Here is a 21,450-nt window from a genome sequence, read left to right on the forward strand (position 1 = left end):
TCCCTTCCTTGGGACAGCGGCGTTTTTTTGTTTCTGGCAGGCCCGGCTTGGCGTGAGCGATTACGTTAGAAGTTTCTGCGCGATGGCCGATACGGTGCTGAACGCCGTAAACATGGCCATTACAACCCCCAGGGGGTACCAGAAATTTTCACGGGTTATCTTGTGTGTTTCAGCCGTGAGTTTGCGTTGCTCCGCATAGATGCGTGATATGTCGGCGTGAATCTTCTCTAACGCCGCTTGCTGTTTGTCGTGTTCCAGCATTGTCTTCATCCTTCGCAATAAGGGCCTTTTGACATGCGCTTTTAACGGCATAACAGCCTGTTCAGCGCTCACCGAGTTTAGGATTCACCTCGGACAGCAGCCCTCGGCAAACCCTAAAACAGCTGCCCATTGCGTAAGCAGGTATGTGCGCCGTTTTTTCGTTGTCATGTTGCAAGCGCATGCTGGAATCCGTCACCCCTGACGACCCCATAAAGACGATAAAGCGAACTTTCCTACGTCACAAACAGTCACTTAGGATAGATGCAGCTCCCGTTGAACCGATTGTTCCCGAACTATTGAGTGGTGATCGAGATGGAAAGTATCAGCCTATTGCTCGAAGAAGCACTGAGCCCTTATCAGGTTACGCTGACCACCTCTGGTGTGCAGGCCGAGTGCCTGGTGACCGTGAAGAACCCTGCTGGCGCTATTGTCGTCGAGCGTGAAGTCGACCGAGCGCAATTGATGGACAAGCGTGTGCTGGTGGATGTGGTGGACTGTTTGTTGCGAGACCTGAAAATCGCCGAAGGTCGCCTGGAACCTTCCGTCATCGCTGCCCTGAGAAACGCTGCCCAGACACGCAACGCTGCCGTGGCATGAAGAAAAGTTTATCTGAGGAAACTTCCTACAGCATGGCCGGTCAGACTTTATAACGGCAAGAGCAAGCATTGTGCTCCGGTGTTTGTGGCTTGTCGTACTGGTCTTTGTAGGCCACGTTTAACCCCGAAGTGTCTCCCCACTCTTCGGGGTTTCTTTTTGCCCGGGATTTGTCAGGGCGCAGGGGCTTCCTGGAAAAAACTCGGGTTGTCCGACAGGTAGCGCTCGCGCATGACAGGGTCCAGCCACGAGGCGTAGGACTGCTGTACTTGCCCTTGTGGGATGTCTCGCAGTACCGCGTTGATGCGTTCGATGGCCTGCCTTCCTTGGGCTGTGTCCGAACAACCGATGTAGGTGCGCTGGTAAGGCGCGGAGCCTTTGATCGGGAAAAACACCAGGTCTTGTGGGTCGATACCTTGCTGCTGTGCGTGATAGCGGATTTCCGTCCAATAGCCCAGTACCGCTTCCAGACGGCCAAGACGCTGCATCTGCAACAGGCTACCGAGGGCGTCGTTACCGTAATGCAGCGCCAGCCGATGAGGCGCGGCGTGCTTGAGCCGCTCGTCGATGGCCGGGCCATAGCTGCGCTCGGCAATGGCCCCCAGGCGTGCATTGTGCGCTTCGAGAAAGGCCTGCAAGTCGAACTGGCCGTCGACGATATAGGCCGCCATCGCGGCCTCTTTGCTGCGACGGATCATCACCCCGTTGCTGACCACCACAAAGGCCTGGGCCGAAAACACCACGTAGCTGGCCCGCTCAGGCGTCCACAGCAGAGACGGGTCGCAGGTGAACGAGGGCTCGCGCAGCATTTGCGTGCCACGGGCGCGATTGACGTGCAGGATCTGGTGCCGATATTCCGGCAGCCGCTCCTTGAGCATCGGCAACAACTCGTCCAGCGCGCCCTGGCCTTTCTGTGGTCCTTCGAAAATGGTCAGTGGCGGCAAGTCGCGCAGCAGCCAGATCAAGGTGTCCTCGGCGTTGGCCAAAAGTGGCCAGCCACAGCTGACCATCATCATGGCGAGACAGAGTTGCCTGGACAAGCGCCTGGCGCGGCGAGCCATCAGATCGCGCCAGCCTCACGCAAGCGGGTGATGGCCAAGGCGTCGTAGCCCAGCTCATTGAGCACCACGCTGTTGTGTTCACCCAATTGCGGACCCACCCATTCACAGCTACCTGGCGTGTCCGAAAGCTTGGGCACGATGCCCGGCATCTTGAAGTCCTTGCCTCCCGGCAACTGCGCCTTGAGGAACATTTCCCGGGCGAGAAACTGCGGGTCACCCAGCATGTCCTCGGCGCTGTAGATACGGCTGGCGGGCACTTCGGCCTTGTTGAGTTGGTCGACCACCTGCGCCAGTGGCAGCGAATTGACCCAGCGATCGATCACGCCGTACAGCTCGTCACGGCGGCTGTCACGCCCGTCATTGCTGGACAGCGCCGGGTCATTGGCCAGGTCGTCACGGCCGATGGCGCTCATGAACCGTTTGAAGATCGCATCGCCATTGGCGCCGATCTGCACGTGCTTGCCGTCGGCACTGGTGTGGATCGAGGAGGGCGTGATGCCGGGCATGATGTTGCCGGTGCGCTCGCGAATGAAGCCGAACACGTCGAACTCCGGAATCATGCTTTCCATCATGGCGAAAATCGCTTCGTACAGCGCCACATCCACCACCTGGCCGAGCCCGCCGTTCACCTCGCGGTGACGCAAGGCCATCAGTGCGCCGATCACAGCCCACAAGGCCGCAATCGAGTCGCCGATGGAGATGCCGGTGCGCACGGGCGGGCGATCCTCGAACCCGGTGATGTAGCGCAGCCCACCCATGGACTCGCCCACGGCACCGAAACCAGGCTGGTCCTTCATCGGCCCGGTCTGGCCAAAGCCCGACAGGCGCACCATCACCAATTTCGAGTTCAGTGCATGCAGGGTTTCCCAGCTCAGGCCGAGTTTTTCCAACACGCCGGGGCGGAAGTTCTCGATCAGGATGTCGGCGTCTGCCAGCAGTTGCTTGAGAATCGCCAGGCCGTCCGGGTGCTTGAGGTTCAGCGTCAGCGATTTTTTATTACGGGCCTGCACAAACCACCACAGCGAAGTGCCTTCATACAGCTTGCGCCATTTGCGCAGCGGGTCGCCGCCATCCGGTGATTCGACCTTGATCACCTCGGCACCGAATTCGGCGCAGATACGCGAGGCGAACGGGCCGGCAATCAGGGTGCCCAGTTCGATGACTTTCAGGCCGGCAAGCGGTTTGGCGTTAAACGACATGAGGATCCTTGTCTGTGCAGGGCGGTGGTGGAATGCCTTTTAACATAGGCGAGGGGCCCAGTGATAAGGATGATGCAGCTCAGTATTCGTTGAATGACCTCGCCATCGGTTAGACTGGCCGCCTTTCCCTGTCTCTAGAAGCCCGTTCATGGCCCAGCCGTCCACGACCTATAAATTCGAACTCAACCTCACCGACCTCGATCGCTCGGTGTACGAGAGTGTCAAACAGACCATCGCCCGCCATCCTTCGGAAACCGAAGAACGCATGACCGTGCGCCTGCTGGCCTACGCCCTCTGGTACAACGAGCAGCTGTCGTTCGGGCGTGGCCTGTCGGATGTAGACGAACCTGCCCTGTGGGAAAAAAGCCTGGATGACCGGGTCCTGCACTGGATCGAAGTCGGCCAGCCCGACGCCGACCGCCTGACCTGGTGCTCGCGCCGCACCGAGCGCACCAGCCTGCTGGCCTACGGCAGCCTGCGCGTGTGGGAAGGCAAGGTCGTGCCGGTGGCGAACAACCTGAAAAATGTACACATCGCCGCGGTACCGCAGGAAGTCCTGGAGACGTTGGCCAAGGACATGCCCCGCGTGATCAAGTGGGACGTGATGATCAGTGAAGGCACGATCTTCGTCACCGACGACCGTGGCCAGCATGAAGTGCAATTGCAATGGCTGGCCGGCGAACGCGGCTGAACGGGCAGGAACTCTTTTGTGTGGGAGCAGGCAAGCCAGCTCCCACAGTTGATTTGTGTTGTATTCAGAATTGCTGTTTAACCGCTGTATTAGAAGAGAAGCACCTGTCACCCCATGCGTATCGATCCCCGCCCGTTGCCTGCTGTCCTGCCGTTTCTCGGTGAATTGCCGCCGCTGTTGACCCGTCTCTATGCCGCACGCGGGGTGCAGTCGGAAGCCGAGCTGGATAAAAGCCTGGCGCGGTTGATTCCCTACCAGCAACTCAAGGGCATCGATGCCGCCGTGGACCTGCTGGTGACAGCCTTGGAGCAGCGCCAGCGCATCCTGATCGTCGGAGACTTCGATGCCGACGGCGCCACGGCCAGCACCGTGGGCACCCTGGGCTTGCGTCTGCTCGGCGCGGCGCATGTCGATTACCTGGTGCCGAACCGCTTCGAATACGGCTACGGCCTCACTCCGGAAATCGTCGCCGTGGCCCTGCAGCGCAAGCCGCAGTTGCTGATCACCGTGGACAACGGCATCTCCAGCGTCGAAGGCGTGGCGGCGGCGAAAGCGGCGGGGCTGAAAGTTTTGGTGACAGACCACCACTTGCCCGGCGACGAACTGCCGCTGGCCGACGCTATCGTCAACCCGAACCAGCCCGGCTGTGAGTTCCCCAGCAAGGCCCTGGCCGGCGTGGGCGTGATTTTCTACGTGCTGATGGCCCTGCGTGCGCGCCTGCGCAGCCTCGGTTGGTACGAAAACAAGCCGCAGCCCAACATTGGCGAACTGCTCGATCTGGTCGCCTTGGGCAGCGTGGCCGACGTTGTACCTCTGGACGCGAACAACCGCATCCTCGTGCACCAGGGCCTGGAGCGCATTCGCGCCGGGCGCGCTCGGCCGGGGATCAAGGCGATCCTGGAAGTGGCCAAGCGCGATGCGGCGCGCATCACCTCCACTGACCTGGGTTTTATCCTCGGGCCGCGCCTGAACGCTGCCGGGCGCCTGGATGATATGAGCCTGGGCATTGAATGCCTGCTCACCACGGACTTTGCCGCTGCACGGGAAATGGCCGCGCAACTGGATGGCATGAACCAGGACCGCAAATCCATCGAGCAAGGCATGCAACGCGAGGCCCTGGCCCAGCTCAAGGACTTGCCGGTGGAGTCGATGCCTTACGGCTTATGCCTGTTCGATCCGGAATGGCACCAGGGCGTGATCGGGATTTTGGCGTCGCGCATGAAAGAGCGTTACTTCCGCCCGACCATCGCCTTCGCCGACGCCGGTGACGGCCTGCTCAAGGGCTCTGGGCGCTCGGTGCAGGGTTTTCACATCCGTGATGCGCTGGCGGTGGTGGCGAGCCAGCATCCCAACCTGATCGCCAAATACGGCGGCCACGCCATGGCGGCGGGGCTGACGCTGGCTGAGGAAAACTTCCCACTGTTTGCCGAGGCCTTTGATGCGGAAGTGCGTCGGCAACTGCGTGAAGAAGACCTGACTGGGCGCCTGCTGTCTGACGGCACCCTGGCCGTGGAAGAGTTTCACCTGGAACTGGCCCGTGCACTGCGCCACGCCGGCCCATGGGGCCAGCACTTTCCCGAGCCGGTGTTTCACGGGGTGTTCCAGTTGGTGGAGCAACGTGTGGTGGGAGAGCGGCACCTCAAAGTGGTGCTCAAGACCGAGTGCGGGTCGGTGAAGCTGGACGGGATTGCGTTTGGGGTGGACCGGGAGGTCTGGCCGAACCCGACGGTGAAGTGGGTAGAGTTGGCCTATAAGCTGGATGTGAACGAGTTTCGCGGGAATGAAACCGTGCAGTTGATGATTGCCCACATCGAACCGCGCTAGATCTCAGCAACACCACAAAACAAATGTGGGAGCTGGCAAGCCAGCTCCCACATTTTGGTTTGTGTACAGCCGGGACTTACTCGGCTTTGTCCTTGGCCTGGTGCTTCACGATGATGTCGACCAAGCGCTGTGCCAGCGCCGGGTAGTTCTCATCGAAGTGATGCCCACCCGGCAGCTTCACGGCTTCGCCCACGGCAGTCTTGTCGGTGCAGCCACTCTCGTCGACTTCTTCGGCACCGTAGATGCACACCACTTTGTCCGCTGGCAGCTTGGCCATTTCCGGGCCGGTGGCGGCTTCTTTGCCGGCGTTGCCCAGCCAGCCTTCCACTTCAATCTCGAAGCTGCCGGTGCGGGCGAACGCCAGCAGGATGATCGCATCCACGCGCTGTTGCTCGTTTTCCGGCAGGCGGTTGTAGATGGCCGGCAGTACGTCGGCGCCGAACGAATAGCCGGTCAGCACGAAGCGCTTGGTGCCCCATTTCTGCCGATAGTGCTGCATCAGCTCGGTGAGGTCCTTGGCGCTTTGTTCCGGGGTCTTGTGCTGCCAGTAGTAGCGCAGGGTGTCGATGCCGACCACTGGGTAGCCGATCTTGGCCATTTCGCCGGCCACGTCGCGGTCCAGGTCACGCCAGCCGCCGTCACCGGAGAGGAACAGGGTCACGGTGTCCTTGGCTTGGCCGGCGGGCACTTCCACCACGGGAATGGCCAGGCCGCCGTTGTCCGAACCGACCAATTGCTTGCGCAGTTCGTTGTTCAGCACTTGCGGGTAGTGAATGTCGTAGTCGCTGATGCTGGTGGTGGCGCGCGGCGTATCGCGTACGAAACTGGCGGCATCGTCGTCAGGGTTATCGTTCCAGGCCACCAGCCAGCTGCCGTGGGCAGAGGTTTTTGGCAATGGGTCCTTGCAGCCTTCCTGCGTCATGGCGAAGCCGACAGAGATGGCGTTGGCCTTGTCGTCGCTCTGTGCCGCCAGCCAGCGCCATGCCAGCGCTGCGCCAGGGCCGATGCCGCTGGCGAGGGTTGCCGGGCCCTTGAGTTGGCTCAGGGCGCCTTGCAGGGCTTGTTCCTGCAGCGTGCAGTCATCCTTTGGCAGGATCACTTGGACAATCTGTGCCTTGCCGCCTTGGCTCAGGGCAATCAACTGGCTGTCGCTCAGGGTGTCAGCGGCCAGCACCGCCACGGCGACGCGGGCTTTGGCCGTGCCGGCCGGGGTGACGCGGGTCATGACAGAACCGTCGGCCTGGGGCAGTTGCTCCAGGGTCGGTTGCGGGGCAGGGCGGTTCCAGTACCAATAGCCGCCACCCAGGATCAGGGCGAGCAGCACTACAAAGGCCAATACATACCGCCAGGAGCGTCGAATCATCAGCGTTTCACCAATCCAGTCAAGCCGCCCGCGATCAGGGCGGCGGTATCGGCCAGTGCCACCAGCGGATCAAGTCCTGCGGGCACGGCCATGTAACGGGGTTCCCAGTCAGGCTGGAACTTGTCTTTGAAGCGGCGCAAACCTTGGAAGTTATACAGCTGCTCGCCACGGCGGAACACCATCGAACCCAGGCGTTGGGTCAGCGGGGCACCACGACGCGGTTGCAGGCCCGACAACGGCACCATGCCGAGGCTGAAGCGGGCGTAGTCATGGTTCTTATAATGTTGGATCAGGCCGACCATCATGAACTCCATGGTCAGCTTGGGCGCGTCCGGGTGGGCGCGCATCAGGTCGAGGCTGGCCAGGTCGTGGTTGTAAGTCTCGAGCAGGTTGGCGAAGGCCACCGGGCGCCCTTCGAAGCGAATGATCGCGATGCGAAAGTGCTTGAGGTAGTCGTCGCTGAAGCGTCCCAGGGAAAAGCCCTTTTCCCGCACGTTCTTGCCGGTCAGCCAGGCATCGGAGATGACCTTGAGTTCATCCATCGGTGCATGGCCCGGATCGAAGATCTCCAGGGACAGGCCGTCCCGGGTGCCACGGTTCCAGGTGTAGCGCAAATCCTTCATCTCTTTGCCCTTGGCTTCCAGGTCAAAGCGTTTCAGGTCGACGCGGGCTTCTTCACCCAGTTTGATCGCGGTGAGGCCGATGTCCATGTAGTACGGCAGGTTCTCGGCGCGCACCTGATAGAACACCGGGCGGGCGTGGTGGATGTCACACAGGTCACGGAACTGCCAGATCATTTCGGCCCGGGGTTGGGTCGGGCCGATCGGGTCATACAAGGCCACCAGGCTGCGCCCGCGACGGGCGTACATCAAGAAGGCTTCATCGTTGGGGTGGAACAGCAGCGCCTTGTCGCCGGTCAGCGCGAGGCCACCGTCAGGCTGGGACGAGGCCATCAGGATCTTGGTGGCGCGCTCCAGCTCATCCGGAGTCGGCAGGTGGATGACCGGGCGTGCGGTGCGCAGCAGCCAGGTCAGCGACACGATCACCAGCAGCACGGCGGCACCCAGCAGCGAACGCAAGCCACGGGGAGCGTTGGCGTCGAGGGTGAACTGCCACCACAGTTGATGGCTGTACGGGACATCCTGATAGGCAAACAGCAGTAGCCAGATCGAGGCGCCCAGCACGCAGACACTGGCCACCAGGTACAGCGGTGAGAACGGCAGTTCAGTCAGGCGGCTGGCGCGGTAGAACGAGCGACGGAAGATCGCCAGCAGCACCGCGGTCATGATCATCAGGCTGGCTTCTTCCCAGTCGAAACCCTTGAGCAGCGAGAGCAGGGCGCCGGTCAGCAGCAGCACCATCGTCAGCATCCAGGCTGCCGACAAGCGTCGGCGCAGGCCCTGGGCGAGCAGCAGGCAGAGCACACCGATCAGGCTGGCACCAAAGTGGGAGGCGTCAATCAGGCGGTGGGGAATCAGGAAGCCGATGTTTTCCAGGCGTGAGTCGATTTCCGGCGTGGCGCCGGAAAACAGCAGGACCACGCCTGACAAAAAAACCAGTACGGCCAGTACCGGCGCCGCCAGCCCAGAAGCGACCCGCAGGCTCTGCTGGGTCTGGAACAGGCGCTGGGCTTCGTTGACCAGCAGGAACACACAGGCGATCAACAGCGGCAGTACCACGTAGATCATCCGGTACAGCAACAGGGCTGCGGCCAGCGGCGCGGCGCCAAGCTTGTCGGCAAAGGCGGCCAGCAGGATGGCTTCAAATACACCCACGCCGCCCGGTACGTGGCTGAGTACACCGGCCGCCAGGGCCAGCAGGTACACCAGCAGGAACGGGCCGAACGGTGGCGCTTCCGGCAGCAGCATATAAAGGACGGTCGCAGCGGCGGCGACGTCCAGTGCGGTGATGATCAGTTGCAGGAACGTCAGGCGGCGGCCCGGCAGGCGCAGGGTACGACGGCCAGCCTTGACCAGCAGGTTGTCAGGGTAGGGTTGTTCGGGCAGACGGCGACGATAAATGCCGATGCACAGCACGGTCGACAGCAGCAGCACCGCGCCGGCAATGCCGCCGAGCACCATCTGCGGCAGATGCAAGTAGGTTGCGGCAGCGGGCAGGTTGCTCAAGGTCGCCAGGGCGGCCAGCGGCGGCAGGGCGGTGCCGAGGGCCAGGCTGGCAAACACGGTCATGTGGGCCACTTCCGAAGCGCCGATGCCATGACGTGCATATAAACGGTAGCGCACCGAACCGCCCGAGAGCATCGACAAGCCAATGGCATTGCCGATGGCGAAGGCGGTAAAGCCGCCGAGGGCCAGGGTCTTGGCCGGCAACTTCACGCCGGCATAACGCGCACCGGAAAATTCATAGCCCAACAAAATGATGAAACCGGCCACGGCGGCGGCAAATGCACCGAGCAGGGCGGGCTTGGGCACTTCCAGGATCGAATCGTGGAGGGCGTAGAGATCCAGTTCCAGCAGCAGGTGTCGGCAGGCGATCAGGGCGATTGCGAACAGCAACAGGGTAACGGCCAACCCGATGGGCTGACGGTATTTGCTCAACAGATCCAGCCAACGCAAACGAGTGGGAGTGATCGGTTGTTCTGCTGTAACAGTGTCTTGTGGTTCAGACGAGTTGGCGCGCATCAATCACCTCGTGGATTGTGCGCGACAGGATGGAGGTATCCAGCCAAGTTACCAATCCCTATGGACAAAATAATTACAAATATTAACGCGTATCGCCGGGGGCGGCGACAGCGGCCATTGGTCGTAGAGGGTAGCGCTTGAGCATTGAGCATAGCTTGCAAAGACATGGACTCAACAAACCGTATAGGGTTTCATGAAATATGCCATGTCATTGTTTCAGAAGAGCTTTTTCACCGGATACAAAAAAGGCCACTCTTTCGAGTAGCCTTTTTTGATGTTTGGTTGCGGGAGCCGGATTTGAACCGACGACCTTCGGGTTATGAGCCCGACGAGCTACCAGACTGCTCCATCCCGCGTCTGTGGGCGGCATTCTACAGTCCAACGGCGGGGTGTCAACCGTTAATGGCCATATGAGTCAAATAAGTGTGAATTAACCCATCAGGCAGCTTAAGTTCGTGATTGAAAACACTTTTGTAGTGAGCGGGCTTGCCCCGCGCTGCGGTGTGTCAGGTATACCGCCGGCGCGGGGCAAGCCCGCTCACTACAAAACGAGCGCGCACAAAAAAGGCCACTCTTTCGAGTAGCCTTTTTTGATGTTTGGTTGCGGGAGCCGGATTTGAACCGACGACCTTCGGGTTATGAGCCCGACGAGCTACCAGACTGCTCCATCCCGCGTCTGTGTGTCGGCATTCTACAGAGGAACTTCGGTGTGTCAACCGCAGATTCCAGGAAAAGCGCTTCTGCTTCAATCGGTTAGCGCTTCGTAGTGGGTTGACGAAAGGGCTTGGGGCCAGTCAGGCCGTGGCTTTCAGCTCTATCGGATTGTCGAATTCGATTGAGAAAATAAATTCATTGGCGAAATTTCCTACCGCTCGGGCGGAAGAATCAAACTACTGGTGCTATATACAGGGGTGAATGCGATACTGGCCACCCGTTGGACCACACCCCTTTATATGACGCAGCGCAAAATCATCCACGTCGACTGTGATTGCTTCTACGCCGCCATCGAGATGCGCGATGACCCGAGCCTGGCGCAAAAGCCCCTGGCCGTGGGCGGCTCGGCGGACCGGCGTGGGGTGATCGCCACCTGCAACTACGAGGCGCGGGCCTACGGCGTGCGCTCGGCCATGTCTTCACGCCACGCCCTGAAGCTGTGCCCGGACCTGACCATCGTCAAGCCGCGCATGGACGCCTATAAAGAAGCGTCCAAGGAAATCCAGACGATCTTTCGCGATTACACCGACTTGATCGAGCCCTTATCCCTGGATGAAGCCTACCTGGACGTCTCCGACAGCTCGCACTTTGGCGGCAGCGCCACGCGTATCGCCCAGGACATCCGCCGTCGGGTCTCCAACCAGCTGCATATCACGGTGTCTGCCGGGGTCGCGCCGAACAAGTTTTTGGCCAAGATCGCCAGCGACTGGAAGAAGCCCAACGGGCTGTATGTGATCACGCCGGATCAGGTCGAGGATTTTGTGTCCCAGCTGCGCGTCAGCAAGTTGCACGGGGTGGGCAAGGTCACGGCGGACAAGCTGGCACGCCTGGGTATCGAAGACTGCCTGCAATTGCGCGAGTGGAACAAATTGGCGCTGGTGCGTGAGTTCGGCAGTTTCGGTGAAAGACTGTGGAGTCTGGCTCGTGGGATTGATGATCGCGCCGTGCAGAACGACAGCCGCCGCCAATCGATCAGTGTGGAAAACACCTACGATGTCGACCTGCCGGACCTTTCAAGCTGCCTGGCGAAACTGCCTGAATTAATGGAAACACTGGCCGGGCGCATGGCGCGCATCGACAGCAGTTACCGCGCGGGTAAGCCGTTCGTGAAAGTGAAGTTTCATGACTTTACCCAGACCACCTTGGAGCAGGCGGGGGCAGGGCGGGATCTTGAGAGTTATCAACAGCTGCTGACGCAGGCGTTTAATCGCGGTGGCAAGCCGGTGCGGTTGCTGGGGATTGGCGTGCGGTTATTGGATTTGAGTGGTGGTAACGAACAACTGGAGTTCTCTTGGTAGAAACCGGAAACCAAATGTGGGAGCGGGCTTGCTCGCGACAGCGGTGAATCAGTTACAGCAGCATTGACTGACACTCCGCCTTCGCGAGCAAGCCCGCTCCCACATTTAGATTTTCAGCGGTCAAAAAATATTAGCGTGCGCCAGGGTCTGCCACCAAACGCCCCGCATCCTTGGTCAATGCCTGCAGGAATTCCTGCTGCAACTCCGGATCATTGCGGGTCAGTTCGATCAGGCTTTGTTCCAGTTCACTGGCTTCTTCTTCCAGGCCCAACTCCGACAGGCGCTTGACGCGATGCACCCACTGGTTGACCTCGTCGTCTTCCAGGTCGTCGTAGATCAGGCCGTGGGCCTCCAGCAACTTGCTGCGCAGGGTGCTGCTGATCGCCAGGGTCGAGTCCGAATGCACATCGTCCTGGCCATCTTCCACGCTGATCTTCAAGGTGCTGACGCGGTTCAGATCCTGTTCGGCAAATGGGCTGTCCAACAGGTTCAGGCGCAGGACGCCATTGCGGTCGGTGGTCAGCTCATGGGTCTGCTTGCCGGCAGTGACCTGCACCGGGCGTTCGCTCCAGGGCAGGCTCGAATACTCCACGCGCTTGTCGCGCTGGACTTCGTCGATACCCGCCAGGTTCTGTTGCGCACGGCCATGGGATTGCACGTTCATGAACGGGTTGATGCCGTCCACGCCGTAGCTCAGCCAGTCGCGGGTCATGCTGGTGGGCAGGTTGCCGAGGGCGAAGATGTTCGCCACGTTGGCACCCGCGCCAGCCACCAGGGCCACCGCACCCAGAGGCATCTCGTAGAGTTTGCGCCAGGGTTGGTAGGGGGTGTAGCGATCGTAACGACGGGTGACTTCGAACTCGGTGACCTCAAAGGTCTTTTGCTCGTGAATCCGAACCCGGCGTTGCGGCAGCTCCAGCACTTTGGGCTCGCCTACATCGATCTGCAGGCTGTGGTCGAGCAACTTACGCTCGACCCGTTCCTCGTGCTCACTGCGTTGCGACATCTGGTTGGCGCAGCCGCTGACCAGCAGGGCGCCGCACAAGGCGGCGCCCCCCAAGGCTCTGGTGTTTCGCTTGAACATGACTTCTCTTGATCTGGTTTTCAGCGACGAATACGCGCCTGAAGGAAAGACAGCACGTCAGCCACCGGCAACGGTTGGGCTTCGGCTTCGGTCCGGCTCTTGTATTCCAGATTGCCATCGGCCAGGCCGCGGTCACTGACCACGATACGGTGCGGGATGCCAATCAGTTCCATGTCGGCGAACTTGATGCCCGGGCTGGTTTTCTTGTCCCGGTCATCGAGCAACACTTCAAAACCGGCAGCCGTCAGTTCGGCATACAGGTTGTCGGTGGCTTCGCGTACTTGCTCGTTGTCGTAGCGCAGCGGTACCAGGGCGATTTGGAACGGGGCCAGGGCGTCGCTCCAGATGATGCCTTTCTCGTCGTTGTTCTGCTCGATGGCAGCCGCCACCACGCGGGACACGCCAATGCCGTAGCAACCCATTTCCAGGGTGATCGGCTTGCCGTTCTCGCCCAGCACTTCGCACTTCATCGCCTTGCTGTACTTGTTGCCCAGCTGGAAGATGTGCCCGACTTCGATGCCGCGCTTGATCTCCAGGGTGCCCTTGCCGTCCGGGCTTGGGTCGCCGGCCACCACGTTACGCAGGTCGGCCACGGTCGGCACCGGCAGGTCACGCTCCCAGTTCACGCCGAAGTAGTGCTTGTCGTCGATGTTCGCGCCGATACCGAAGTCGCTCATCAGCTCGACCGAGCGGTCGATGATGATCGGCAGCGGCAGGTTCAGCGGGCCGAGGGAACCCGCACCGGCGCCAATGGCGTCGCGCAGTTCGGCATCGGTGGCCATGACCAGCGGGCTGGCCACGCCAGGTTGCTGGGCCGCCTTGATTTCGTTGAGCTCGTGGTCGCCACGGATGACCAGGGCGATCAGCTTGCCTTCTTCTTCAGCGCGCACGATCAGGGTCTTGATGGTCTTTTCAATCGGCAGATTGAATTTTTCCACCAGGGCCGCGATGGTCTTGGTCTCTGGGGTGTCCACCAGACGCAGCTCTTCAGCCGGTGCTGGGCGGGAGGTTTCCCGTGGTACGGCTTCGGCTTTCTCGATGTTCGCCGCGTAGTCGGAACCGTTGCTGAACACGATATCGTCTTCGCCGGACTCGGCCAGTACGTGGAATTCGTGGGAACCGGCACCACCGATGGAGCCGTTGTCCGCTTCAACCGGACGGAATTTCAGGCCCAGGCGCGTGAACACGTTGCAGTAGGCGGTGTGCATGCGGTCGTAGGTGACCTGCAGGGACGCCTGGTCGGCGTGGAACGAATACGCATCCTTCATGATGAATTCGCGGCCGCGCATCAAGCCGAAGCGTGGGCGGATTTCGTCACGGAACTTGGTCTGGATCTGATACAGGTTCAGCGGCAGCTGCTTGTAGCTGCTCAGCTCGTTGCGCATCAGGTCGGTGATCACTTCTTCGTGGGTCGGGCCGGCGCAGAAATCGCGGCCATGACGGTCCTTGAAGCGCAGCAACTCAGGGCCGTACTCTTCCCAGCGCCCGGATTCCTGCCACAGTTCAGCCGGTTGAGTGCTCGGCATCAACACTTCCAGAGAGCCGGCGGCGTTCATTTCTTCACGAACGATGGCTTCGACCTTGCGCATCACCTTCAAACCCATGGGCAGCCAGGTGTACAGGCCGGAGGCCAGTTTGCGGATCATGCCGGCGCGCAGCATCAGCTGATGGCTGATCACAACCGCGTCGGAAGGCGTTTCTTTCTGTGTGGCGAGCAAATATTGACTGGTACGCATGGTAGGCCGTTGTCGGTTGCTTGGACTTGAAATGACTCTGGATTGTACGGGCGCAAACTGCCGGAGTACAGGCATCAGAATACAGAGGGGTATGTAGGAGCCGGCTTGCCGGCGATGGCGTCTTTGAGATTGACGCGAGGCTTGCGGGCCTCATCGCCGGCAAGCCGGCTCCTACAGGGGGGATACTTCGTCAGCTGGCGGATTCAACCGAGCCCGCCGATTCTCCTGGAACCAATGCAAGGCAATCAGGAACAGCGTCGGCACGCCCAGCAGGCAGGTGATCAGGAAGAAGTTGTGATAACCGAACTTCTCCACCATCACCCCTGAATAGCCGCCGATCAGGCGCGGCAGCAACAGCATGATCGAGCTCAGCAGCGCATATTGGGTCGCGGAGAACTTGAGGTTGGTCAGGCTCGACAGGTAGGCCACGAAGGCCGAGGTGGCCAGGCCGGAGCTGAAGTTATCCAGGGAAATCGTGAAAATCAGCATCTGCAGGTCCGGGCCCATGTCGGCGAGCATCACGAACAGCAGGTTGGTCCCTGCCGAAGCCACGCCGCCGATGAACAGGATCGGCAGGATGCCGAACCGCACAATCAACAGGCCGCCCATGCCCGCGCCGAGCAGGGTCATGATCAGGCCGAAGATCTTGCTGACGCCGGCGATCTGATCCTTGGTAAAGCCCTGGTCGATGTAGAACACGTTCGCCATCACGCCCATCACGGTGTCGGACATGCGGTAGGTCGCAATCAGCCCGAGCAGCAGCAGTGCCTGCCAGCGGTAGCGCACGATGAAGTCGTTGACCGGCGTCAGCACCGGCGCCAGGCCACGGCGACCCATCGCCGAAAGGCACAGGCAGGTGAGGGTGATGTAGAGAATGGCGCGCAGGAAGGCGCGGTCTTCCATCAGCAGTTCCCACAGGCTGACGCCATGGAACAGCACGCTGGCGAAATCCGTGTTGTACAGCTGGGTGAACATCGCCGGCACCGAGACCAGTAGCACAATCAGGACGAACACCGACACCAACTGGTGCACGAAGCTGTAGCGACCGGCCTGCAACTGGGTGCGCAGCGGTACGTTCGGCTCGCGCATGAACAGGGTGGTCAGCAACGCCGGGATCATCAGCACGCCGAACAACACGTAGGTACCGGTCCAGGCCGAGTGCTTATAGTTGAAGCCGGTCGAGCCGAAGCCTTCGGCGAAGAACAGCGCGCCGGCCGTCGCCAGTAGGGCGGCAATGCGGTAGCCAGACATGTAGCTGGCCGCCAGGGCGGCTTGGCGGCTGTCGTCGGCGATTTCCAGGCGATAGGCGTCCACCGCAATATCTTGGGTGGCCGACGCGAAGGCGACGATGACAGCGATGGCGATCAGCCAGGACAGATGTTTCTGCGGATCGCAGAAGCCCATGCCGATTAATCCGAGGATCACCAGTGACTGGGCAAGCACCAGCCAGGAACGACGACGCCCGAGTTTACCCAGCAGCGGCAGGCGCCATTGGTCGAGCAGCGGTGACCAGACCCATTTAAAGGCGTAGGCCAGACCGATCAGGCTCGCATAGCCGATGGTCTCGCGGGCCACACCGGCCTCGCGCAACCACACGGAAAGCGTCGAGAACACCAACATGTAAGGCAAGCCGGCGGCGAAGCCGAGCAACAACAGCACTAACGTCGAGGGGCTGGCATAGGCGGCGAGCGCGGCGCGCCAGGTTTTACGGGGCATGGGCTGGAGTCTGCCTCAGATTTGCGGAAACAAAGCGCGCACTCTAACCGCTGTGCTCTACCGGGCGCCAGCCATGGCGCTGAATATCCACGCGATTGTTGCGGATCGTGACGCCTTCGCTGCGCAATCGCGCGCGTTGCTCGTCACCTGAGGCACTGCCCACGGGAAGGCTTATCCGACCGCCGGCACCCAGCACCCGGTGCCAGGGCAGCCGGGTGTCTTCCGGAAGCTGGCTCAAGGTACGCCCGACCCAGCGCGCCGCACGCCCAAGGCCCGCCAGTTGGGCCAACTCGCCGTAGCTCACCACGCAGCCTGGCGGGACCTGCGCCAGGGTCAGGTACAGCGCCGTGCGGCGCATCTCGGCGGGGCTTTGCGGGGTTTCGGCAGGTTCATTCACTGTGGGCATATCCGTTGAGATCGTCGGCATCTTTGTCAGAAACGTCTGTAAATATCGCGATGAACAATGAACTCAACCCAAATCCCTGAGTCAGTCCTTGCTAAGGCGTTATCTAACACGATAATGCCGCCTTTTTTGTCAAACTTGAGCCCCGAACCTGCTTATGTTGTCCAGAACCCTGCTGTGCCTCGCTGTTTTCAGCGCCTCCACGCCTTTGTTGGCCGACACCGTCTGGTTGAAGAACGGTGACCGCCTGACCGGCAAGATCAAGGTCTTCGACGGTGGCAAGCTGCTGATCCAGACCGATTACGCAGGGGCTATCCCGGTGGATTGGAAGCAGGTGAAAACCCTGGAGAGCGATCAGGAATTGCTGGTCAAGCAGGATGCCTACACGGGCGAGAAGGCCAAGTCGCTCAAAGCCGCGGACGACGGTAAAGTAGTCTTGGCCAATGGCGAAGCGCCCAAGACCGTCGAATTGGCAAGCATCCAGCAGATCATCAAGCCCAAGCCTGTGATCGAAGACCTGGTGTGGAAAGGCAACGTCGACCTGGCGCTGGACTACAAGCGCGCAGAAAAAGACACCAACGACTACGACATCGACTTCAAGACCACCGCCCGCCACGGCCAATGGCGCCACACCGGGCAGGGCGAGTACAACCGCGAGTTCCAGGACGACGTCACCACCACCGACAACTGGGCCCTGGAGTACGACCTGGACCGCTTCCTGACTGAGCACTGGTTCTGGCAGGGCCGCCTGACCTACAAGCGTGACAAGGTGGAAGACCTGTCCCGCCAGCGCACCGTCGGCACCGGCCCGGGCTACCAGTTCTGGGACGATGAGCTGGGCGCGTTCTCGTTGGGTTCGCTGGTCAACCGCACCGATTACGAATATTCCGACGGCGGTAAGGACAACTTCTACTCCGTGGCCATGAAGTGGAACTACAACCGCTACCTGGTGGGCAAGACGGTCGAGTTCTTTACCAACGGTGAATTGGGCCGGCCGATCGACGGACCGGTGGATTACTCCCTGGATGCGGAAATGGGCCTGCGCTACAAAGTCACCGAGTGGGCCTCGCTCAACCTCAAGGCCGAGCGCGACATCATCAGCGGCGATTCGGACAGCAGCCTGAGCAAGACGCGCTACACCGCAGGGTTCGGCGTGGCCTGGTAAACAGCCTTACAAAACCTGCTTGGCAACCTTTGCCGATATTGATTACCTTGTGGTTGAGATCCATTCCCATATGCCATGGGCGGCTGAATACCCCGAGGAGTCATACGTTGAGCACACAGGTTGCCAAGAACGCCCGAGAGCTGTTGCTCAAGGAATACCGTGGGGCGCTCGCCACACTGTCCAAAGCCATGCCTGGCTTTCCCTTCGGCTCGGTAGTGCCGTATTGCCTCGACGATCAAGGCCGCCCGCTGATCCTGATCAGCCGCATCGCCCAGCACACCCATAACCTGCAGAAAGACCCCAAGTGCTCGTTGCTGGTGGGTGAGCGCGAGGCCGATGATGTGCAAGCGGTAGGGCGCCTGACCTACCTGGCCGAAGCCGAGAAGCTGGAAGACGCCGCAGCCATCGAGGCGGCAGCCGAGCGTTATTACCGCTACTTCCCCGATTCCGCCAATTACCACAAGGCCCATGACTTCGACTTCTGGGTGCTCAAGCCGGTGCGTCACCGTTATATCGGCGGGTTTGGCGCGATTCACTGGGTCGATGAACTGACGCTCGCCAACCCGTTCGCCGGCAAGGCCGAGCGCAGCATGATCGAGCACATGAACAGCGATCACACCAAGGCCATCGCCCATTACGTCGACCTCACCGGTTTGCCGACCTCCGAGCCAGCTCAATTGGCGGGCATCGACAGTGAAGGCATGCACCTGCGTATAGGCCAATCCTTATATTGGTTGCCCTTTGCGGAGTCTTGCAACACCCCGACACAAGTGCGCGAAGCCTTGGTTTCCTTGGCTCACGCCGAGGTCTGGCCGAAAAAAGCAGCGGCCAGTGCTTGAATTCACGAAACGGCGACGTCATCTAAGGTGGACTGGCAAGGCATTCTTGCGTTGAGGAACCATTTGATGCGCCCTTTTTTGTTGCTCTTTCTGCTGTTCCCGGTGTTGGAGCTGTTCGTCTTCGTTCAAGTCAGCAGCGCGATCGGGTTTTTCCCCGCCCTGTTGCTGATCATTCTCGGCTCGATGCTCGGCGTTCTGGTGCTGCGCGTCGCCGGCCTGGCCACGGCTCTTCGTGCCCGTGAAAGCCTGAACCGTGGCGAACTGCCCGCCCAGACCATGCTTGAAGGCCTGATGATGGCCCTGGCCGGTGGCTTGCTGATCCTGCCGGGCTTTATCAGCGATGTGGTCGGCCTGGTCATGTTGCTGCCGTTCACCCGCAAGCTGCTGGCGGGCAAGATGCGCCAGCGTGCCGAAGAGGCTGCGATCCGTCAGCGAGCGTTCGCCGACGACCTGCAATCCCGTGGCGGCCCAGCCCCGCGCCAGCCTTTGGAGCGTGAAGGCGACGTGATTGAGGGCGAATTCGAACACCGCGACACCAAGTAACCGCTTAACCAGCACGGCACCTTCGGGTGCCGTGTTGCTTTTACCGCCCGGCGAGTGCAAAAAAAATCCGCCGAGGCCCCTTGTAATAAGCTTATGCGCCCTTATGTATCGGTCACCGCAAGGTTTCTGGTGGCAACGCCAGACAGACTTCCGCGTTTCGCTTGGCGAACCGCGACCGGCACAGCCGGATTACAACCCGCCGGTACTGACACCGGCCGATGAAAAACACAATTAGGAGAGATCGACAATGAGCAAGCTTCGTCCTCTGCACGACCGCGTCGTAATCCGTCGCAGCGAAGAAGAAAAGAAAACCGCTGGCGGTATCGTTCTGCCAGGTTCGGCTGCTGAAAAAGCCAACCACGGTGTGATCGTCGCTGCTGGTCCAGGCAAAACCCTGGAAAACGGTGAAGTGCGTGCTCTGGCCGTTAAAGTCGGTGACAAGGTTGTATTCGGCCCTTACTCCGGCAGCAACACTGTGAAAGTCGACGGCGAAGACCTGCTGGTCATGGCCGAGAACGAGATTCTCGCCGTTCTGGAAGCGTGATTTTTCCGCTCACTTTCCCGTTACTCCAAAGAATTTAAGGATTATCGATCATGGCTGCTAAAGAAGTTAAATTCGGCGATTCCGCCCGCAAGAAAATGCTCGTTGGTGTCAACGTCCTGGCTGACGCTGTAAAAGCGACCCTGGGCCCGAAAGGCCGTAACGTGATCATCGAGAAGAGCTTCGGCGCTCCGACCATCACCAAGGACGGCGTTTCCGTAGCCAAAGAAATCGAACTGGAAGACCGTTTCGAAAACATGGGCGCGCAGCTGGTCAAAGACGTTGCCTCCCGTGCCAACGATGACGCTGGTGACGGTACTACCACCGCTACCGTTCTGGCTCAGGCTATCGTTAACGAAGGCTACAAAGCCGTCGCTGCCGGCATGAACCCGATGGACCTGAAGCGCGGCATCGACAAGGCGACCATCGCCATTGTTGCCGAGCTGAAAAACCTGTCCAAGCCATGCGCTGACACCAAGGCTATCGCTCAGGTAGGCACCATCTCCGCCAACTCCGACGGCTCCATCGGCGACATCATTGCCGAAGCCATGGAAAAAGTCGGCAAAGAAGGCGTGATCACTGTTGAAGAAGGCACTGGCCTGGAAAACGAACTGTCGGTTGTAGAAGGCATGCAGTTCGACCGTGGCTACCTGTCCCCGTACTTCGTCAACAAGCCAGACACCATGGTTGCCGAGCTGGACAGCCCGCTGATCCTGCTGGTCGACAAAAAGATCTCCAACATCCGCGAAATGCTGCCAGTGCTGGAAGCCGTTGCCAAAGCCGGCCGTCCGCTGCTGATCGTTTCCGAAGACGTTGAAGGCGAAGCCCTGGCGACCCTGGTTGTGAACAACATGCGTGGCATCGTTAAAGTCGCAGCCGTCAAGGCTCCAGGCTTCGGCGACCGTCGCAAGGCCATGCTGCAGGACATCGCCGTTCTGACCGGCGGTACCGTTATCTCCGAAGAGATCGGCCTGAGCCTGGAAAGCGCCACCCTGGAAAACCTGGGCAGCGCCAAGCGCGTGACCATCTCCAAAGAAAACACCATCATCGTTGACGGTGCTGGCGTTGAGCAGGACATCCAGGCTCGCATCACTCAGATCCGTGCCCAGGTTGCCGAGACTTCGTCCGACTACGACCGTGAAAAACTGCAAGAGCGTCTGGCCAAGCTGTCCGGCGGCGTTGCAGTGATCAAGGTGGGCGCGGGTTCCGAAGTTGAAATGAAAGAGAAGAAAGCCCGCGTTGAAGACGCCCTGCACGCAACCCGTGCTGCCGTTGAAGAAGGCGTGGTACCTGGCGGTGGCGTAGCGCTGATCCGTGCTCTGGAAGCCCTGACTGGTCTGAAAGGCGACAACGCCGATCAGGACGTGGGTATCGCTGTTCTGCGTCGTGCCGTTGAAGCTCCACTGCGCCAGATCGCTGCCAACTCCGGCGACGAGCCAAGCGTGGTGGTCAACGAAGTCAAGAACGGCAAAGGTAACTACGGTTACAACGCTGCAACTGGCGTCTACGGCGACATGATCGAAATGGGCATCCTGGACCCTACCAAGGTGACTCGTTCCGCGCTGCAAGCCGCATCCTCCATTGGTGGCCTGGTTCTGACCACCGAAGCTGCAATCGCTGACAAGCCGAAGGCTGAAGGCGCAGCTGGCGGCGGCATGCCAGACATGGGCGGCATGGGTGGCATGGGCGGCATGATGTAAGCCAGCCTTACCCCCGTACTGAAAAAGCCCCGCCTGCAGTGATGCAGGCGGGGCTTTTTATTGGGCGTACGTAAAC

General features: G+C 60.4%; 18 protein-coding genes and 2 tRNA genes. 9 read left to right on the forward strand and 11 right to left on the reverse strand.

The genetic code is table 11. From position 1 onward, the window contains the following. Window positions 1-60: 60 nt before the first annotated feature. Complete coding sequence (locus HX803_RS15115) at window positions 61-261, reverse strand: hypothetical protein (protein ID WP_178921681.1); 201 nt, start codon at window positions 259-261, stop codon at window positions 61-63. A 312-nt stretch (window positions 262-573) separates the two neighbouring features. Here HX803_RS15115 and HX803_RS15120 point away from each other — a divergent pair, with 312 nt between their 5' ends. Next, a complete protein-coding gene (locus tag HX803_RS15120; protein ID WP_178921683.1) occupies window positions 574-858 on the forward strand; it encodes a DUF3509 domain-containing protein in 285 nt (94 codons plus the stop codon). Window positions 859-1,028: 170 nt separating this feature from the next. Here the strand turns inward: HX803_RS15120 and HX803_RS15125 are convergent, their stop codons facing one another. Together HX803_RS15125 and HX803_RS15130 are read right to left on the reverse strand one after the other, a co-directional pair. Then, complete coding sequence (locus HX803_RS15125) at window positions 1,029-1,916, reverse strand: TIGR02285 family protein (RefSeq protein WP_178921685.1); 888 nt, start codon at window positions 1,914-1,916, stop codon at window positions 1,029-1,031. Beyond that, on the reverse strand, window positions 1,916-3,115 hold the full coding sequence (locus HX803_RS15130) for a CaiB/BaiF CoA-transferase family protein (RefSeq protein WP_178921687.1): 1,200 nt from the start codon (window positions 3,113-3,115) through the stop codon (window positions 1,916-1,918). Before HX803_RS15130 ends, HX803_RS15125 begins: the two co-directional genes overlap by 1 nt. A gap of 148 nt (window positions 3,116-3,263) precedes the next feature. Here HX803_RS15130 and HX803_RS15135 point away from each other — a divergent pair, with 148 nt between their 5' ends. Both HX803_RS15135 and recJ read left to right on the forward strand, forming a co-directional pair. Beyond that, complete coding sequence (locus tag HX803_RS15135; protein WP_178921689.1) at window positions 3,264-3,806, forward strand: YaeQ family protein; 543 nt, start codon at window positions 3,264-3,266, stop codon at window positions 3,804-3,806. A 114-nt stretch (window positions 3,807-3,920) separates the two neighbouring features. Beyond that, window positions 3,921-5,630 (forward strand): single-stranded-DNA-specific exonuclease RecJ, encoded by a 1,710-nt coding sequence (recJ, locus tag HX803_RS15140; protein WP_178921691.1) that lies wholly within the window; start codon window positions 3,921-3,923, stop codon window positions 5,628-5,630. A gap of 76 nt (window positions 5,631-5,706) precedes the next feature. On the opposite strand, the gene HX803_RS15145 is transcribed toward recJ, so the two are convergent. The 4 genes from HX803_RS15145 to HX803_RS15160 form a co-directional block, all read right to left on the reverse strand. Further along, window positions 5,707-6,993, reverse strand: a complete 1,287-nt coding sequence (locus HX803_RS15145) for a virulence factor family protein (protein WP_178921693.1) — start codon at window positions 6,991-6,993, stop codon at window positions 5,707-5,709. Further along, the gene (gene mprF / locus HX803_RS15150) at window positions 6,993-9,635 is read right to left on the reverse strand and encodes a bifunctional lysylphosphatidylglycerol flippase/synthetase MprF (RefSeq protein WP_176994376.1); all 2,643 of its coding nucleotides are present in this window, start codon (window positions 9,633-9,635) and stop codon (window positions 6,993-6,995) included. Before mprF ends, HX803_RS15145 begins: the two co-directional genes overlap by 1 nt. Before the next feature lie 279 nt (window positions 9,636-9,914). After that, a tRNA-Met gene (locus HX803_RS15155) sits at window positions 9,915-9,991 on the reverse strand. Window positions 9,992-10,233: 242 nt separating this feature from the next. Continuing rightward, a tRNA-Met gene (locus HX803_RS15160) sits at window positions 10,234-10,310 on the reverse strand. Between the two features lie 278 nt (window positions 10,311-10,588). Between HX803_RS15160 and dinB the strand changes: the two genes are divergently transcribed. After that, window positions 10,589-11,647 carry a DNA polymerase IV gene (gene dinB / locus HX803_RS15165; RefSeq protein ID WP_178921695.1) on the forward strand — a complete coding sequence of 353 codons (1,059 nt, stop codon included), beginning with the start codon at window positions 10,589-10,591 and terminating at the stop codon, window positions 11,645-11,647. Between the two features lie 130 nt (window positions 11,648-11,777). On the opposite strand, the gene HX803_RS15170 is transcribed toward dinB, so the two are convergent. The 4 genes from HX803_RS15170 to HX803_RS15185 all read right to left on the reverse strand — a co-directional run bounded on the left by HX803_RS15170 (window position 11,778) and on the right by HX803_RS15185 (window position 16,589). Further along, a complete protein-coding gene (locus tag HX803_RS15170; RefSeq protein ID WP_176994374.1) occupies window positions 11,778-12,731 on the reverse strand; it encodes a hypothetical protein in 954 nt (317 codons plus the stop codon). 20 nt (window positions 12,732-12,751) lie between these two features. Next, a complete protein-coding gene (locus tag HX803_RS15175; protein WP_178921697.1) occupies window positions 12,752-14,467 on the reverse strand; it encodes a proline--tRNA ligase in 1,716 nt (571 codons plus the stop codon). A 171-nt stretch (window positions 14,468-14,638) separates the two neighbouring features. Beyond that, window positions 14,639-16,183, reverse strand: coding sequence for an AmpG family muropeptide MFS transporter (locus HX803_RS15180; protein ID WP_178921699.1), 1,545 nt, complete (start codon window positions 16,181-16,183; stop codon window positions 14,639-14,641). A 43-nt stretch (window positions 16,184-16,226) separates the two neighbouring features. After that, complete coding sequence (locus HX803_RS15185) at window positions 16,227-16,589, reverse strand: MGMT family protein (protein WP_256732863.1); 363 nt, start codon at window positions 16,587-16,589, stop codon at window positions 16,227-16,229. Window positions 16,590-16,743: 154 nt separating this feature from the next. On the opposite strand from HX803_RS15185, the gene HX803_RS15190 reads away from it, so the two are divergent. The 5 genes from HX803_RS15190 (at window position 16,744) to groL (ending at window position 21,374) form a co-directional block, all read left to right on the forward strand. Continuing rightward, window positions 16,744-17,751 carry a DUF481 domain-containing protein gene (locus HX803_RS15190; protein WP_176994370.1) on the forward strand — a complete coding sequence of 336 codons (1,008 nt, stop codon included), beginning with the start codon at window positions 16,744-16,746 and terminating at the stop codon, window positions 17,749-17,751. Between the two features lie 107 nt (window positions 17,752-17,858). Next, entirely contained in the window at window positions 17,859-18,590 is a 732-nt protein-coding gene (locus HX803_RS15195) for a HugZ family protein (protein WP_176994369.1), read from the forward strand. Between the two features lie 66 nt (window positions 18,591-18,656). Further along, on the forward strand, window positions 18,657-19,133 hold the full coding sequence (locus HX803_RS15200) for an FxsA family protein (RefSeq protein WP_178921702.1): 477 nt from the start codon (window positions 18,657-18,659) through the stop codon (window positions 19,131-19,133). Window positions 19,134-19,380: 247 nt separating this feature from the next. After that, on the forward strand, window positions 19,381-19,677 hold the full coding sequence (gene groES / locus HX803_RS15205) for a co-chaperone GroES (protein ID WP_016975516.1): 297 nt from the start codon (window positions 19,381-19,383) through the stop codon (window positions 19,675-19,677). A gap of 50 nt (window positions 19,678-19,727) precedes the next feature. Then, window positions 19,728-21,374, forward strand: a complete 1,647-nt coding sequence (groL, locus tag HX803_RS15210; RefSeq protein ID WP_178921703.1) for a chaperonin GroEL — start codon at window positions 19,728-19,730, stop codon at window positions 21,372-21,374. The last annotated feature ends 76 nt before the right edge of the window (window positions 21,375-21,450 follow it).

The sequence above is a fragment of the Pseudomonas sp. P7548 genome, assembly GCF_013386585.1.
Taxonomy (GTDB): domain Bacteria; phylum Pseudomonadota; class Gammaproteobacteria; order Pseudomonadales; family Pseudomonadaceae; genus Aquipseudomonas.